General features: G+C 72.7%; 13 protein-coding genes and 1 pseudogene. 7 read left to right on the top strand and 7 right to left on the bottom strand.

What is annotated here, in order from left to right:
- Window positions 1-12: 12 nt before the first annotated feature.
- Both ACN28G_RS15800 and ACN28G_RS15795 read left to right on the top strand, forming a co-directional pair.
- Window positions 13-780 carry an enoyl-CoA hydratase/isomerase family protein gene (locus ACN28G_RS15800; RefSeq protein ID WP_091440685.1) on the top strand — a complete coding sequence of 256 codons (768 nt, stop codon included), beginning with the start codon at window positions 13-15 and terminating at the stop codon, window positions 778-780.
- A 173-nt stretch (window positions 781-953) separates the two neighbouring features.
- Complete coding sequence (locus ACN28G_RS15795; RefSeq protein WP_091446699.1) at window positions 954-2,936, top strand: ABC transporter ATP-binding protein; 1,983 nt, start codon at window positions 954-956, stop codon at window positions 2,934-2,936.
- Window positions 2,937-3,054: 118 nt separating this feature from the next.
- Here ACN28G_RS15795 and mug read toward each other — a convergent pair whose 3' ends face one another.
- The 5 genes and pseudogenes from mug to ACN28G_RS15770 all read right to left on the bottom strand — a co-directional run bounded on the left by mug (window position 3,055) and on the right by ACN28G_RS15770 (window position 6,919).
- Window positions 3,055-3,714: a G/U mismatch-specific DNA glycosylase gene (mug, locus tag ACN28G_RS15790; RefSeq protein WP_421479527.1), complete on the bottom strand. Its 660-nt coding sequence runs from the start codon at window positions 3,712-3,714 to the stop codon at window positions 3,055-3,057.
- Between the two features lie 43 nt (window positions 3,715-3,757).
- A complete protein-coding gene (locus ACN28G_RS15785) occupies window positions 3,758-4,270 on the bottom strand; it encodes a hypothetical protein (RefSeq protein ID WP_373868312.1) in 513 nt (170 codons plus the stop codon).
- 218 nt (window positions 4,271-4,488) lie between these two features.
- Window positions 4,489-5,304 (bottom strand): annotated as a pseudogene (locus tag ACN28G_RS15780) (DUF692 domain-containing protein); the annotation flags it as partial.
- Complete coding sequence (locus tag ACN28G_RS15775; RefSeq protein ID WP_421479526.1) at window positions 5,301-6,224, bottom strand: TIGR04222 domain-containing membrane protein; 924 nt, start codon at window positions 6,222-6,224, stop codon at window positions 5,301-5,303. The gene ACN28G_RS15775 and the pseudogene ACN28G_RS15780, both read right to left, overlap by 4 nt.
- A gap of 122 nt (window positions 6,225-6,346) precedes the next feature.
- Window positions 6,347-6,919, bottom strand: a complete 573-nt coding sequence (locus ACN28G_RS15770; protein ID WP_091440676.1) for a TetR/AcrR family transcriptional regulator — start codon at window positions 6,917-6,919, stop codon at window positions 6,347-6,349.
- Between the two features lie 153 nt (window positions 6,920-7,072).
- On the opposite strand from ACN28G_RS15770, the gene ACN28G_RS15765 reads away from it, so the two are divergent.
- On the top strand, window positions 7,073-7,717 hold the full coding sequence (locus ACN28G_RS15765) for an HAD family hydrolase (protein ID WP_091440672.1): 645 nt from the start codon (window positions 7,073-7,075) through the stop codon (window positions 7,715-7,717).
- A gap of 218 nt (window positions 7,718-7,935) precedes the next feature.
- A complete protein-coding gene (locus ACN28G_RS15760) occupies window positions 7,936-8,871 on the top strand; it encodes a serine protein kinase RIO (protein ID WP_421479525.1) in 936 nt (311 codons plus the stop codon).
- A 107-nt stretch (window positions 8,872-8,978) separates the two neighbouring features.
- Here the strand turns inward: ACN28G_RS15760 and ACN28G_RS15755 are convergent, their stop codons facing one another.
- On the bottom strand, window positions 8,979-9,224 hold the full coding sequence (locus tag ACN28G_RS15755) for a DUF2630 family protein (protein ID WP_421479524.1): 246 nt from the start codon (window positions 9,222-9,224) through the stop codon (window positions 8,979-8,981).
- Between the two features lie 408 nt (window positions 9,225-9,632).
- Here ACN28G_RS15755 and ACN28G_RS15750 point away from each other — a divergent pair, with 408 nt between their 5' ends.
- The 3 genes from ACN28G_RS15750 to ACN28G_RS15740 are packed head-to-tail and all read left to right on the top strand — an operon-like array spanning window position 9,633 to window position 11,028.
- Window positions 9,633-10,055, top strand: coding sequence for a roadblock/LC7 domain-containing protein (locus tag ACN28G_RS15750; RefSeq protein WP_091440660.1), 423 nt, complete (start codon window positions 9,633-9,635; stop codon window positions 10,053-10,055).
- Window positions 10,056-10,061: 6 nt separating this feature from the next.
- Complete coding sequence (locus ACN28G_RS15745; protein WP_091440657.1) at window positions 10,062-10,448, top strand: DUF742 domain-containing protein; 387 nt, start codon at window positions 10,062-10,064, stop codon at window positions 10,446-10,448.
- Window positions 10,429-11,028 carry a GTP-binding protein gene (locus ACN28G_RS15740; protein ID WP_091440654.1) on the top strand — a complete coding sequence of 200 codons (600 nt, stop codon included), beginning with the start codon at window positions 10,429-10,431 and terminating at the stop codon, window positions 11,026-11,028. The genes ACN28G_RS15745 and ACN28G_RS15740 overlap by 20 nt, the downstream gene beginning before the upstream one ends.
- A 68-nt stretch (window positions 11,029-11,096) precedes the next feature.
- Here ACN28G_RS15740 and ACN28G_RS15735 read toward each other — a convergent pair whose 3' ends face one another.
- Window positions 11,097-13,970, bottom strand: coding sequence for an aconitate hydratase (locus tag ACN28G_RS15735; RefSeq protein ID WP_091440650.1), 2,874 nt, complete (start codon window positions 13,968-13,970; stop codon window positions 11,097-11,099).
- Window positions 13,971-14,150: the final 180 nt, after the last annotated feature.

Raw genomic sequence — 14,150 nt, 5'->3', positions numbered from 1 at the left:
CAGGCTTCGCCGGTGACCGCCGGTTCGGACGGGGTACGGATCGACTGCGCCGGGCCGGTCGCGACGGTGACGTTGTGTCGGCCCGACGTGCTCAACGCCCAGACGCCGGCGATGTGGCGCGCGCTCGTCGACATCTCCCGGGAGCTGCCCGGTGACGTCCGGGTCGTCGTCGTACGCGGCGAGGGGCGGGCCTTCTCCGCCGGCCTCGACCTGGCAGTCGCCGGTGCCACCGGGCCGGGCTCGTTCGCCGAGCTGGCCACCCTGCCCGAGGCCGAGTGCGCGCAGCGGATAGCCGAGTTCCAGGCCGCGTTCACCTGGCTGCACCGGCCCGACATCGTCTCGGTCGCCGCCGTCCAGGGGCACGCCATCGGTGCCGGCTTCCAGCTCGCCCTCGCCTGCGACCTGCGGGTGCTCGCCGAGGACGCCCGGCTCGCGATGGCCGAGGTCACCCTCGGGCTGGTCCCCGACCTCGCCGGCACCAAGCGCCTGGTCGACCTGGTCGGCTACTCCCGGGCCCTGGAGATCTGCGCGACCGGTCGACGGATGGACGCCGCCGAGGCGGACCGGATCGGCCTGGCCACCCTCGTCGTGCCCACCGCCGAGCTGACCGACGCGGTCCGGGACCTCACCGCCGGCCTGCTCGCCCACGACCGCGACGCGGTGGTCGAGATCAAGGCCCTGCTGGCGGGCGCGGTCAACCGCAACGCCGCCGACCAGCAGCGGGCCGAGCGGGAGGCGCAGACCCGTCGGCTGCGTGACCTGGCCGGACGCGGGGAATAGCCGAGCCGGACGTGCCCGGGCACGGGCCGGGTCGCCCCGACTGGCGGCCGTTTCGGTCGTGCCGGATAGTAAGGACCGCTCGGGAAGAGCCAGGTTACCGCCGAGGTTGTCGTACACGTCGGGAGAATGGACCTGGCGGCCCGACGACCCGGAGGTGACACGTGGCGAACCCGATGCCCGGCGGCGGCATGGGCGGATGGAGCATGCTCCGGTCGATGCGCGACCGGGACCAGGTCACCGCCCACCGACTGAGCAACGGCACCGCCCGGCGCATCGTGGCGTTCGCCCGGCCCTACCGCCGCGACATCGTGGTCTTCCTGGTCACGGTGGTGCTCGCCGCGATCATCGGGGTGGCCACGCCGGTCCTCGCCGGCGACGTGATCAACACGATCAACCGGGGCGGCACCGACGCCGGGGCGGCGGTGGTCCGCCTCGCGCTGTTCATCGCCGGGCTCGCCGTCCTCGACGCACTGCTCTCGCTGGCCCAACGGTGGTACTCCGCCCGCATCGGCGAGGGGATCATCCTCGACCTGCGGACCCGGGTCTACGACCACGTGCAGCGGATGCCGCTGCAGTTCTTCAACCGGACCCAGACCGGTGCGCTGGTCAGCCGGCTCAACAACGACGTGATGGGTGCCCAACGGGCCTTCACCTCGACCCTGTCCGGGGTGGTCAGCAACGTCATCCAGCTGGTGCTCACCGCCGCGGTGATGTTCACCCTCTCCTGGCAGATCACCGTGCTCTCGCTGGTGCTGCTGCCGATCTTCATCGTGCCGGCCCGGCGGGTGGGCAAGCGGCTGGCCGAGATCACCCGGGAGTCGTACAACCTCGACGCCAAGATGAACGCGACGATGACCGAGCGGTTCGGCGTGGCCGGCGCGCTGCTGGTCAAGCTCTTCGGTACCCCCGACGAGGAGGCCCGCCGGTTCGCCGGGCGGGCCGAACGGGTCCGCGACATCGGCATCCAGTCCGCCATGTACTCCCGGACCTTCTTCGTCGCGATGCTGCTGGTCGCCTCGCTGGCCCAGGCGCTCACCTACGGTCTCGGCGGCTGGCTCGCGGTCACCGGCAGCGTCAGCGCCGGCACCGTGGTGACGCTGGCCCTGCTGCTCACCCGCCTGTACGGCCCGCTCACCGCGTTGTCGAACGTCCGGGTCGACGTGATGAGCGCCCTGGTCTCCTTCGACCGGGTCTTCGAGGTGCTCGACCTGCGGCCGGGCATCGAGGAGAAGCCGGGTGCGGTGGCGGTGCCGCCGGGCAACGGCCGGGTCGAGTTCCGCGACGTCCGGTTCCGGTACCCGAGCGCCGCCGAAGTCTCCCTGGCCTCCCTCGAAGAGGTCACCACGCTGGACCGGACCATCAACGAGCCGGTGCTCAAGGGGGTCTCGTTCAGCGTCGAGCCGGGTCAGATGGTGGCCCTGGTCGGGCCCTCGGGTGCCGGCAAGTCCACCCTGTCCATGCTGGTCTCCCGGATCTACGACGTCACCGACGGCCAGGTGCTCGTCGGTGGGGTGGACGTCCGCGACGCCTCCCTCGCCTCGCTGCGGGACGAGATCGGGGTGGTGACCCAGGACTCGCACCTCTTCCACGAGACGATCGCGGAGAACCTGCGCTACGCCAAACCCGACGCCACCGACGACGAGATCTGGGCGGCGCTTGCCGGCGCCCAGGTCGCCGACCTGGTCCGGACGCTGCCCGACGGCCTGCAGACCACGGTCGGGGAGCGCGGCTACCGTTTCTCCGGCGGGGAGAAGCAGCGCATCGCCATCGCCCGGTTGCTGCTCAAGGCCCCGTCGATCGTGATCCTCGACGAGGCCACCGCACACCTGGACTCCGAGAGCGAGGCGGCGGTGCAGCGGGCCCTGTCGGTGGCGTTGACCGGGCGTACCGCGCTGGTGATCGCGCACCGGCTCTCCACCGTCCGCGACGCCGACCAGATCCTCGTCCTCGACGGCGGACGCATCGTCGAGCGGGGCCGGCACGAGGAGCTGGTGGCCGTCGGCGGGCTCTACGCCGAGCTGTACCGGACCCAGTTCGCGGTCGCCGACTCGCCCAGCCCGTACGCCGACGCCACCGGCCCCGAGCCGGTGATCACCACCGTGCCGACGAGCCAGTACCTCGCCGAGGAGGCGCTGCCGCCAGCCGCGGCGAACTGACCAGCAGGAGCAGCCCGGCCGCCCAGCGGCGGACCGGTCACTCCGCCGCCCGGTGGCGAACTGGTCACTCCGCCGCCCGGTGGCGAACCGGCCACTCCGCCGCCCGGTGGCGAACCGGTCACCGGGATGCCGTCGCCGCCCGCAACTCGGCGAAGGCGGCACCCAGGGTCTCGGCGGTGAAGTGCGCGTTCAGGCCGCTCGGGTTGGGCAGCACCCACAGCTTGGCCGGGCCCAGCGTCTCCGGTTGCGGTCCGTAGGTGGCCTTCGGCCGGCCGAACCCGGTCCGGTACGCGGTCACCCCGACCACCGCCACCCAGCGGGGCCGGTACCGCTCGACGGTATCGGTCAGGATCTCCGCGCCGGCGACGAGTTCGGCGGCGGTCAGCTCGTCGGCGCGGGCACTGGCCCGGGCCACCATGTTCGTGATGCCCAGGCCGTAGCCGGGCAGGTCGTCCTGCTCGTGCGGGGCAAGCTGGTACGGGGTGAAGCCGCCCCGGTGCAGGGCGGGCCAGAACCGGTTGCCCGGTCGGGCGAAGTGCCGGCCGGTGGCGGCCGACCACAGCCCCGGGTTGATCCCCACGAAGAGCACGTCCAGGCCGGGCGCGACGACGTCCGGGATGGTCCGGTCGGCCGCCGCCGCCAACTCCTCCCGGCTCGGCGTGGGCGATCCCGCGCGTGCCCGGCGCGGTGCGGGAGGCGCCGGCCGCACGGTAGGCGACGACTGCGCAGTGCCCGACCGTCGACCGGGGGAGGGAGTCCGGTCAGGTAGCTCGGCCATGTGGTGATCCTGCCGTACCCGGTGACCGGGGTCGCGGTCGAGGTCACCGCGAACGGCTGGCGGCCCGCAGCAGGCGTACCCGACCGGCGACCTGGAGCGCGACGGCACCGCCGGCCCGGCCCACCGCCGGCAGCCGCCGCGTACGCGGGGGTCGTTGCCCGTCGTAGCCGACGGTGGCCTCCCGGACGGCCAACTCGTCGGCGCCCAACGGGGGCAGGGCGTCCCGTTGGAGCAGGTGCCGGGCGAGGTCCCAGCCGTCGCGCAGCGAACCGTTGCCGGGGCGGCCGGCGGCCCACCCGGTGAAGGTGCCCGGCCAGGCCGGACCGAGGCCGGCGGCGAGCAGGGGCCAGTGTCGGGCCACCTCCCCGGCCCGCTTGCGTAGCAGGGCGGCGCGGGCGGCGGCCAGCGGCTCCGGCGCGAAGCCCGGCGGGGCCGGTCGACCCGCGACCAGGGCGGCGACCAGCGCGGCCTGCCGGACCGCGAGGTCACCGGCACCGTCAGGGGTGCTCGGCCCGTCGGCGGCCCGCGCCGCGCCGGTCCCCTCCGGCGTACTCACATCGCCACCGGCCGGCCCGGTGTGCCCGTCGCCGGCCGGCCCGGTGTGCCCGTCGCCGGCCGGCCTGGTGTGCCCGTCGCCGGGCCTGGTGTGCTCGCCGCCGGATGGCCCGGTGCGCCCGCCGCCGGATGACCGAGTTCGGCTCCGCCACTCGGCAGGCAAAAGGGGTTCCCTTCTATACCGAAAGCGTTAACAGGGGGCCCTTCCTTACCGGTGGGGGTTACGGGCGGGTGGCCGGAGGCGGTGGCGATGGCGTCCAGTTCGGCGCGTAGCTCGGCGGCCGGCGGGTAGTGGCCGTCCCGTTCCAACAGCAGCGCCGGGGGACGCCGGCGCGCGCAGAGCGCAACGACCAGGTCGAGTACGGGCCGGGGCAGCGAATCGGTGTGCGTGTCGTGGTAGAAACCGCCCGCCTCGGCGCCGCCCGCGACGTGCACGTAGGCGACGCGTTCCAACGGCAGCCGGTCGAGCAGGGCGACCGGGTCGGTGCCCCGGTTGCGTGCGTTGGCGTACACGTTGGCGAGGTCGAGCAGGAGCTGCGCGCCGGTCCGGTCGAGGATCTCGGTCAGGAAGTCCGCCTCGTCCAGTTCGTCGTCCGGCCAGTCGAACAGCGCCGCGATCGGTTCCAGGGCGAGCGGGACCGGCAGGTCGGCCTGGGCCCGCCGCACGTTGGCCACGGTGACGGCCACCGCCTCCCGGCTGCGCGGCAACGGCAGCAGGTGCCCGGCCTCCAGGCCGCCGGCCCGGACGAACGCGATGTGTTCGCTGACCAGCGGGGCCCCGGTCAGCTCCGCGACCCGGGCCAGGTGTGCCACCCGGGCCGCCTCGACCGGTTCCGCGCCGCCGAGGGAGAGTCGCACCCCGTGCGGTACGACGGTGACACCCCGCCCACGCAGCTCGGCCAGGGCGGCGGGAAGCGGCCCGGTCGACGGGATCGACTCGGCGACCACCTCGACGAAACGCAGTCCGGGCAGGTCGGCGACGAAGCCGGCGATCTCCGGCCGCCAGCCGATGCCCACCCCGGCCGGTCCGGTCACCCGCCACACCCCCCGCCGCCGCAGCTGGAACCACCACCGCAACTGGAGCCACCGCCGCTGTCGCCGGAGGAACCACCGCTGTCCCCGGAGGAGCCACTGCCGCAGCCGCCGGTGGAGCCACCACCCGTGGCCGTCTGCCGCTGGATGTCGGCCTGCTCGGCGAAGGTGGGGTCGGCGGCCCAGATCGAGGCGGTGCCGAACAGGGCGATCCCCATCGCGGCCCCGGTGGCGCCGTAGGTGGCGTACGCCGGATTGTTGGTGGGGGCGAGATGGACGTGCTGCTGGCGATGGGCGCGCAGCGCGGCCGTCGCGGCCCTGGTCCGCCGGGGCGCCCGGGTCAGCAGCAGGGCGGTCACCCCGATGACCGCCATGCCGAGCAGGAGGAAGCCGACCGGCCGGTCGTTGGCCAGGCCGGCGAGGACCCGGACCAGGCCGACCAGGAGCAGCACGCCGAGCAGTACCGCGCCCCGACGCAGTCGACGACGCTGGGCCGGGGTGAGCAGCAGGCCCTGTCGCCGCAACCCCTCCCGCAGCGCGTCCAGCGCCTGACGCACCGCCGGGTCCTGGCGCAGCTGCCGGGCGGTCAACCGGCGGTACGCCGCGTGGTGCACCGCCACGTCCAGGCCGGTGGCACCGGCGGGCAGGCTGCCGGTGACCGCCAGCCGCCGGTCCGGCGTGACGCCGACCAGACCACTGCCGCGCAGCCCGCCGAGGGCGGCCCAGACGGCGAGTTGTTCGCCGCCGTTGAGGTAGGCGACCGGCTGCGCGCCGAGCGGGCCGTACCCGGGCGATCCGGCGAGCAGACGGGCCCGGTCGACGAGCGACCAGCAGACGATGAGGACGGCCACCGTCAGATAACTCCCGAGGAAGACCGGACCGGAGATGCCCCAGGTGTCGTCCGGGGCGGCGAGAACCAGCATGTGTCGGCTCCTGTGGTCGCACGTGGCAGGGGTGCGCCCATTGTGGGTCAGCCCCGCCACCCACGGTCCCGCCGGTCGGTGCCGGCGGACCGGAGGTCGGTGCGGCTGGCCCGGGACCGGGGTCAGTGGCGGCGGACCGCCTCCTCGACCAGGTCGAGCACCCGGGCCAGGTCGCCGGCGGGCCGCCCCATGGCCAGGTGCAGCACCAGGCCGTCGTAGGCCAACTCCAGGAACTGGGCGAGGACGTCGATCGGGATGTCCTCGCGCAGCACGCCGGCCTCCCGCTGGCGGGTCAGCCGGTCCCGGGTCGCCTCGGCGATCGCCGCCGACCGCTCGGCCCACCGGCGGGCGAAGGCCGGATCGGTACGCAGCCGGCGGGAGACCTCCAGCTGACTGCCCAACCAGCCGGTGGTGTCCGGGGAGACCGCACGGGCCAGCAGGTCGCGCATCACCTGGACCAGACCGTTGCGCGCCACCGTCTCCACCATGGCCACCGCGTCGTCCTCGGCGACGGCCAGGAAGAGGGAGTCCTTGTCCCGGAAGTGGTGGAAGATCGCCCCCCGGGACAGGCCGGTGGCCTCCTCCAGCCGCCGGACGGTGGCCCCCTCGTACCCGTGTCGGGCGAAACAGTCCCGCGCCGCGGCGAGGATCTCCTGTCGTCGGGCGTCAAGCTGGTCCTGACTTACTCTGGGCACCTGACGATCGTGTCAGGTGCGGTGGACCGGTGCAAACCGTACGTACGGCTTGGTGCGTTGGGGTGACCGGGGCGGTACGCGGCGGTACCGCAGCGCCACGGTGGGCCAACCGGCCCTGTCCATGACACAGCGTGGTCCCGTACCCTTCGGCGGGTGCCGCTGCTCCTGCTGGACCTGGACAACACCCTGCTTGATCGGGCCGGGTCGTTCCGTACCTGGGGACAGCGTTTCCTGGACGCCGTCGGTGCCCCGCCCGGCGACATCGACTGGCTGGTCGCCATCGACGCGGACGGGCTGACCGACCGGTGGGACGTCGCGGACGCCATCCGGGACCGCTACGGCCTGCTCATTCCCTCCATCGACCTGGTCGAGGAGCTGCACGACGGGGCGCTGTCGTACACCCGGCTCGACCCGCTGGTGGCGTGCGCGCTGCGGATCGCCGACAACGCCGGTTGGCTGCCGGTGGTGGTCAGCAACGGCGTGGTACGCCAGCAGGAGGCCCTGATCCGGCGCACCGGGCTGGACCGGTACGTGGCCGACTGGGTGATCTCCGAGGAGGCCGGGGTGAGCAAGCCCAACCCGAGGATCTTCGCGCTCGCCGCCCAACGCGTCCGGATGCCGCTGCGGGGAGCCTGGGTGATCGGTGACGGTCCGGAGGCGGACATCGGCGGAGCCACCTCGGTCGGGCTGCCCAGCGTCTGGCTGCACCGGGGGCGTACCTGGTCGGACTCCCGGTTCGCACCCACCCACGTCGTCGACGGCCTGATCGCCGCCGTCGCGGTCGTGCTCGGCAGCTGACCGCCGGGCGGCCTCGCCGCAGGCGCCGGAGCGCGCAACCGACCGGTCGGTGGATAAATCGGTTGACCGTCCGCTCCGGCGGCGGTGAGGATGGTCGGCGCGCGTGTGGCACGTGCCCGGGTGACGCCCGGTCGAGTGGAGAGGAGGTCGGTCATGGCTGTTTTCGCAGGCTCTTCCCGTCCGTCCCCACCAGCCTCGATCAAGGGATCACCAGACAAGTGCGTGAACACGACCTACCGGCGCAGCCGCGCCGTGCCCGCGGCCGGAGCCGCTTCGACGACGACGAGCCCTACCTCCTGAACCGCGGTCGACCGGCCCCACCGGTCACCGCCGACCCCGGCGACGAGCCCGATCCCCAGACCGGCGACCGGTGGTCGTCCTGGGACACCGCCGTGCACGGCCCCGAGCCGTACCCCGACTGGGTGGTCACCGAGTCGGCCGCCCGGGACACCGAACTCGGGGTACTCAAGACCGGCAAGGAAGCCGACGTGCACCTGCTCCGCCGGGCGGTGCCGGGGACCGACCGGTCCTGCCTGCTGGCGGTGAAGCGCTACCGGGACGCCAACCAACGGCTCTTCCACCGCGACGCCGGCTATCTCGAAGGCCGTCGGGTCCGCCGGTCCCGGGAGAACCGGGCGATGGCCGGGCGGACCGACTTCGGCCGGCAGTTGATAGCGGGGCAGTGGGCCGCCGCCGAGTTCGACGCGCTCGGTCGGCTCTGGCGGATCGGCGCGGAGTTCGGCACGATCGCCGTCCCGTACCCGGTGCAGGTGCTCGGCACGGAGTTGATGCTGGAGTTCCTCGGTGACGCCGAGCAGGGCCACGCCGCGCCGCGACTGGCCCAGCTGCGTCCCGGGCCGGTGGAGCTGCGGGCGCTCTGGCAGCAGCTGGTGGACGCCCTGGTGGTGCTGGCGCGGGTCGGGTACGCCCACGGCGACCTCTCCCCGTACAACCTGCTCGTGCACGACGGACGACTGGTCATGATCGATCTTCCGCAGGTGGTCGACGTGGTGGCCAACCCGCAGGGCCCGGAGTTCCTGGCCCGCGACGTCCGGGTGGTCGCCGCCTGGTTCACCGCCCGGGGACTGCCCGGCGGCACCGCCGATCCGGCCGCCCTGACCGAGCTGCTGCTGAGGGAGGCCGGCATCCGCTGAGCGCGGGAGGCCGGCATCCGTTGGGCGCGGGTGGCCCGGAAACCGATCTTCGGGTCCGGGCCACCCGGCGCCCACCGGCGGATGCGGCAGCGCCGAGCCGGCGGACGTCACTGCAGGTAGCGTTCGACCTCCGAGACCGGCCGGGCACCCTGCGCCTCCGGGTCGCCGTGGGCCTGCCGGGCGGCCCGACGTCGGCGCAGCAGATCCCAGCACTGGTCCAGGGACTCCTCCAACTCCCGTAGCCGGTCCTGCTCGTCCGCGGTGCCCGCCTCGTTGACCTGCGCGGTGGACCGGAGCCGGTGCTCCTCGTCGACCAGCTCCGAGATGCGCTTCAAGATGTTCCTGTCGTCCATGCCCCTGAGCGTGGCACAGCACACCGGCCACTGTCGCCCGGACCGGATAGGCCGCCCGTCCGGCGTACCGTCGCCCGTGCACCCGTCCGAAACCCGGAACGGGTACCGTCCACCGGTCGGGCGGCTGCGGGGGTCGGGGCCGGGAACCCCGAAGGTCGGCCATCGCCGATCCCGCTCGCCGGGACCGGGCGGACCGGTGTCTCGGCCGGCGGTCCATAATGGAGTACGGCATGGGTGCGGTCCGTCCGCACCGAACTGGTGGCCGGTGGACGCTCCGGTCCGCCGGGAAGGCCGCACCGCCGACCGATGGCGCGTTGAGCCGACCGCGGGGCGGGTGCGACCGCCCTGGGTACGTGGGGAAGCCCGAGACGAGCACGGCGACACCAGCCGGGGAGAAGAGGACGACGAGTGGTGCAGAAGACGGCTCCGAGCGCAGACCTGACGTGGCTGCTGGACGACCTGGTCAGTCGGGTGAAGCAGGCTGAGCATGCGGTCGCGCTCTCCACCGACGGGCTGCTGATGGCATCCTCGCAGGGGTTGAGCCGCGACGACGGCGAGCACCTCGCGGCGATGGCCGCCGGGATCCAGAGCCTGGCCCGGGGGGCCGGCAAGCGCTTCGGTGGCGGCCACGTACAGCAGACGATCATCGAGATGCAGTCCTCGTTCCTCTTCGTCACGGCGGCCGGGCGCAACGCGTGCCTGGCGGTGCTCGCCGGTGAGGAGGCCGACGTCGGTCTGATCGCGTACGAGATGGCGATGCTGGTGACCCGGGTCGGCAAGTACGTCAACTCACCGGCCCGGGGCCTCGACCTGCCCGCCGACGGGCGGTAGTCCACGGTGGCCGTTGCGGACGGATCGTGGGACGACCGGTGGGTCGACGAGCAGGCGGGGCCGGTGGTGCGCCCGTACGCGGTCACCCGGGGTCGGGGCCGCCCGGTCACCGGCACCTTCGATCTGATCTCGCTGGTGATGACCACTCCCGCCGCCCCGCCCGCCCCGGCAGGGCTGGGGCCGGAGCACCTGGCGATTATCGAGCTCTGCCGGCGGGTGTGCTCGGTCGCCGAGATCGCCGCCCAGTTCGACCTGCCGGTGGGGGCGGTCCGGGTCCTCCTCGGTGACCTGGTCGCCCGTGGCCTGGTCCAGGTCCGGGAGCCACTCATCCCCGCCGACCTTCCTGACGACAGCATCCTCGAGGCGGTTCTCCATGGACTACGGGCACTCTGACCCGGCCGCGGACGCGGCACCCCTGCTACCCACCGCGATCAAGATCCTGATAGCCGGGGGCTTCGGGGTGGGCAAGACGACGATGGTCGGCGCGGTCAGCGAGACCAAACCGCTGCGTACCGAGGAGGTGTTGACCGCCAGCGGCGTCGCGGTCGACGACCTCTCCGGGGTGGAGGACAAGTCCACCACCACCGTGGCGATGGACTTCGGTCGGATCACCATCAGCGACGACCTGGTGCTCTACCTGTTCGGTACGCCGGGGCAGGACCGGTTCTGGTTCGTCTGGGACGAGCTGGCGCTCGGGGCGATCGGTGCGGTGGTGCTGGCCGACACCCGCCGGCTCTCCGACTGTTTCCCCTCGGTCGACTACTTCGAGCGCCGGGGCACCCCGTTCGTGGTGGCGGTCAACTGCTTCGAGGGGGCCCGGCGTTACCAGCTCGACGAGGTGCAGGCCGCCCTCAACCTGGATCCGGGCGTCCCGGTGCTGCTCTGTGACGCCCGCCAGCGGGAGTCCGGCAAGCAGGTGCTGATCACGTTGATGGAACACGCCATGAAGCTGCGGGAGAGCCGGGCGGGCTGAGCGGGACAAAAACCAGCAGGGCCCCTCGCGAACGAGGGGCCCTGCTGGCGTACCGGGGGGTCAGCGGGTCAGCTGGCGATCATCCGGCGCAGCACGTACTGCAGGATGCCGCCGTGGCGGTAGTAGTCCGCCTCGCCCGGGGTGTCGATCCGGACCACCGCGTCGAACTCCACGCCGGTGTCGGTGGTGACCCGCACCGTACGCGGGGTGTCGCCGTCGTTCAGCGCGGTCACACCGGTGATGGAGAACGTCTCGGCGCCGGTGAGGCCGAGCGACTCGGCGGTGGTGTCCACCGGGAACTGCAGCGGCAGCACGCCCATGCCGATCAGGTTGGAGCGGTGGATCCGCTCGTACGACTCGGCGATGACCGCCCGGACGCCGAGCAGCATGGTGCCCTTGGCCGCCCAGTCCCGCGAGGAGCCGGAACCGTACTCCTTGCCGGCCAGGATGACCAGCGGGACGCCCGCCTCCTGGTAGGCGGTGGAGGCGTCGTAGATGGTGCTCTGCTCGCCGGTCAGGTGGTTGACCGTGAAGCCGCCCTCGGGCAGCGCGGCGTCGGCCCCGGGGACCCGCAGCTGGTTGCGCAGCCGGATGTTGGCGAAGGTGCCCCGGATCATCACCTCGTGGTTACCCCGGCGGGAGCCGTACGAGTTGAACTCGTGGCGCGGCACCCCGTGCTCGGCGAGGTACCTGCCGGCCGGGGAGTCGGCCTTGATCGAGCCGGCCGGCGAGATGTGGTCGGTGGTCACCGAGTCGCCCAGCTTGGCCAGCACCCGGGCGTCGCTGATGTCCACCACCGGCGTCGGCTCCTGCGCCATGCCCTCGAAGTACGGGGGCTTGCGCACGTACGTCGAGTCGTCGGCCCAGGCGAAGGTGTCGCCGGTCGGCGTGGGCAGCGACTGCCACCGCTGGTCACCGGCGAAGACGTCCTCGTAGGCGGCGCTGAAACCGGTGGCGCCGATCGCCTGGGCGATGACCTCCTGGATCTCGGCGCTGTTCGGCCAGATGTCGCGCAGGAAGACCGGCTCGCCCTTGCTGTCGGAGCCGAGCGGCTCGTTGGCCAGGTCGATGTCCATGGTGCCGGCCAGCGCGTACGCCACCACCAACGGCGGGGAGGCCAGGTAGTTCATCTTGACGTCCGGGTTGATCCGGCCCTCGAAGTTCCGGTTGCCCGACAGCACCGACACCACGGCGAGGTCGGCCTCGTTGACTGCGGCGGAGACCTCCTCCGGCAGCGGACCGGAGTTGCCGATGCAGGTGGTGCAGCCGTACCCGACCAGGTGGAAGCCGAGCTTGTCCAGGTAGGGGGTCAGCCCGGCGCGCTCGTAGTAGTCCATGACGACCTTCGAGCCCGGGGCGAGGGTGGTCTTCACCCACGGCTTGCGGGCCAGGCCCCGGTCGACGGCGTTGCGGGCCAGCAGCGCCGCGCCGATCATCACCTGCGGGTTGGAGGTGTTGGTGCAGGAGGTGATCGCGGCGATCACCACCGCGCCGTGGTCCAGCTCGTACTCCACCCCGTCGTCGCCGGTGACCCGGATCGGGTTGCTGGCCCGGCCGCCGGAGCCGACGGCGGCGGTGGTCAGCTCGCGCGGGGCGTCGGCCGGGTCACTCACCCCGTTGGCCGGGGCGTCGCTGGCCGGGAAGGACTCGGCGCTGGCCTCATCGGCCGGGCCGGCGGTGCCGAACGGCTTCTGCTGTTGCGGCACGCCCGGCTTGCGGCTCGGGTCGCCACCGGTCTCGTCGGCCGCGACGTAGTCGGACAGGGCCGCGCGGAACAGGGTCTTGGCGCTGCCCAGCGGCACCCGGTCCTGCGGGCGCTTCGGGCCGGCCAGGGACGGCTCGATGGTGCCCAGGTCCAGCTCCAGGCGCTCGGAGTACGCCGGCTCGGCGGCCGGGTCGTGCCACAGCCCCTGCTCCTTGGCGTACGCCTCGACCAGCGCCACCTGCTGCGGGTCGCGGCCGGTCAGCTCCAGGTAGCGCACGGTCTCGGCGTCGATCGGGAAGATGGCGACGGTGGAGCCGTACTCCGGGGACATGTTGCCGATGGTGGCCCGGTTGGCCAGCGGCACCGCGCTGACCCCGGGGCCGTAGAACTCGACGAACTTGCCGACCACACCGTGCTTGCGCAGCATCTCGGTGATGGTCAGGACCAGGTCGGTGGCGGTGGTGCCGGCCGGCATCTCGCCGTGCAGCTTGAACCCGACGACCCGGGGGATCAGCATGCTGACCGGCTGGCCGAGCATCGCGGCCTCGGCCTCGATGCCGCCCACGCCCCAGCCCAGCACGCCGAGGCCGTTGACCATGGTGGTGTGCGAGTCGGTGCCGACGACCGTGTCCGGGTACGCCTGACCGCCGCGCTCCATGATCGTACGGGCCAGGTACTCGATGTTGACCTGGTGCACGATGCCGGTGCCGGGCGGGACCACCTTGAACTCGTTGAACGCGGTCTGGCCCCAGCGCAGGAACTGGTAGCGCTCCTTGTTGCGCTCGTACTCCAGCTCGACGTTGCGCTCGAAGGCGTCCTCGCGGCCGAACAGGTCGGCGATGACCGAGTGGTCGATGACCAGCTCGGCGGGGGCGAGCGGGTTCACCTTGGTGGCGTCGCCGCCCAGGTCACGCACCGCCTCGCGCATGGTGGCCAGGTCGACCACGCAGGGTACGCCGGTGAAGTCCTGCATCAGCACCCGCGCCGGGGTGAACTGGATCTCCACGCTCGGGTCGGCGGTGGGGTCCCAGCCGCCGAGCTGCCGGATGTGGTCGGCGGTGATGTTCGCGCCGTCCTCGGTCCGCAGCAGGTTTTCCAGGAGGATCTTCAGGCTGTACGGCAGCCGGTCGTGACCGTCCACCTTGTCGACCTTGAAAATCTCGTAGCTCGCGTCTCCGACGCGTAGCTGGGTCTTCGCACCGAAGGTGTCGAGGCTCGCCACGTCGTACTCCTTCACACCAGCGACCGTGAGTAGTCCTAGGCAGTCTGTCGCACCGCCCGGGGCGACGCCCCGGTTAGGTGACACTTACCGCCGATTCCCGCTTCCAACAAAACCGTACGTCCGTCTTGTTAAGGACGCAACCCGTGGCACGCGGTGCAGCCATGATCCACCACCGCCGACCGGTCCGCTATCGGG

The sequence above is a fragment of the Micromonospora sp. WMMA1923 genome (assembly GCF_049179195.1).
Taxonomy (GTDB): domain Bacteria; phylum Actinomycetota; class Actinomycetes; order Mycobacteriales; family Micromonosporaceae; genus Micromonospora; species Micromonospora yangpuensis.
This window is presented reverse-complemented; position numbering and strand designations above follow the sequence as displayed.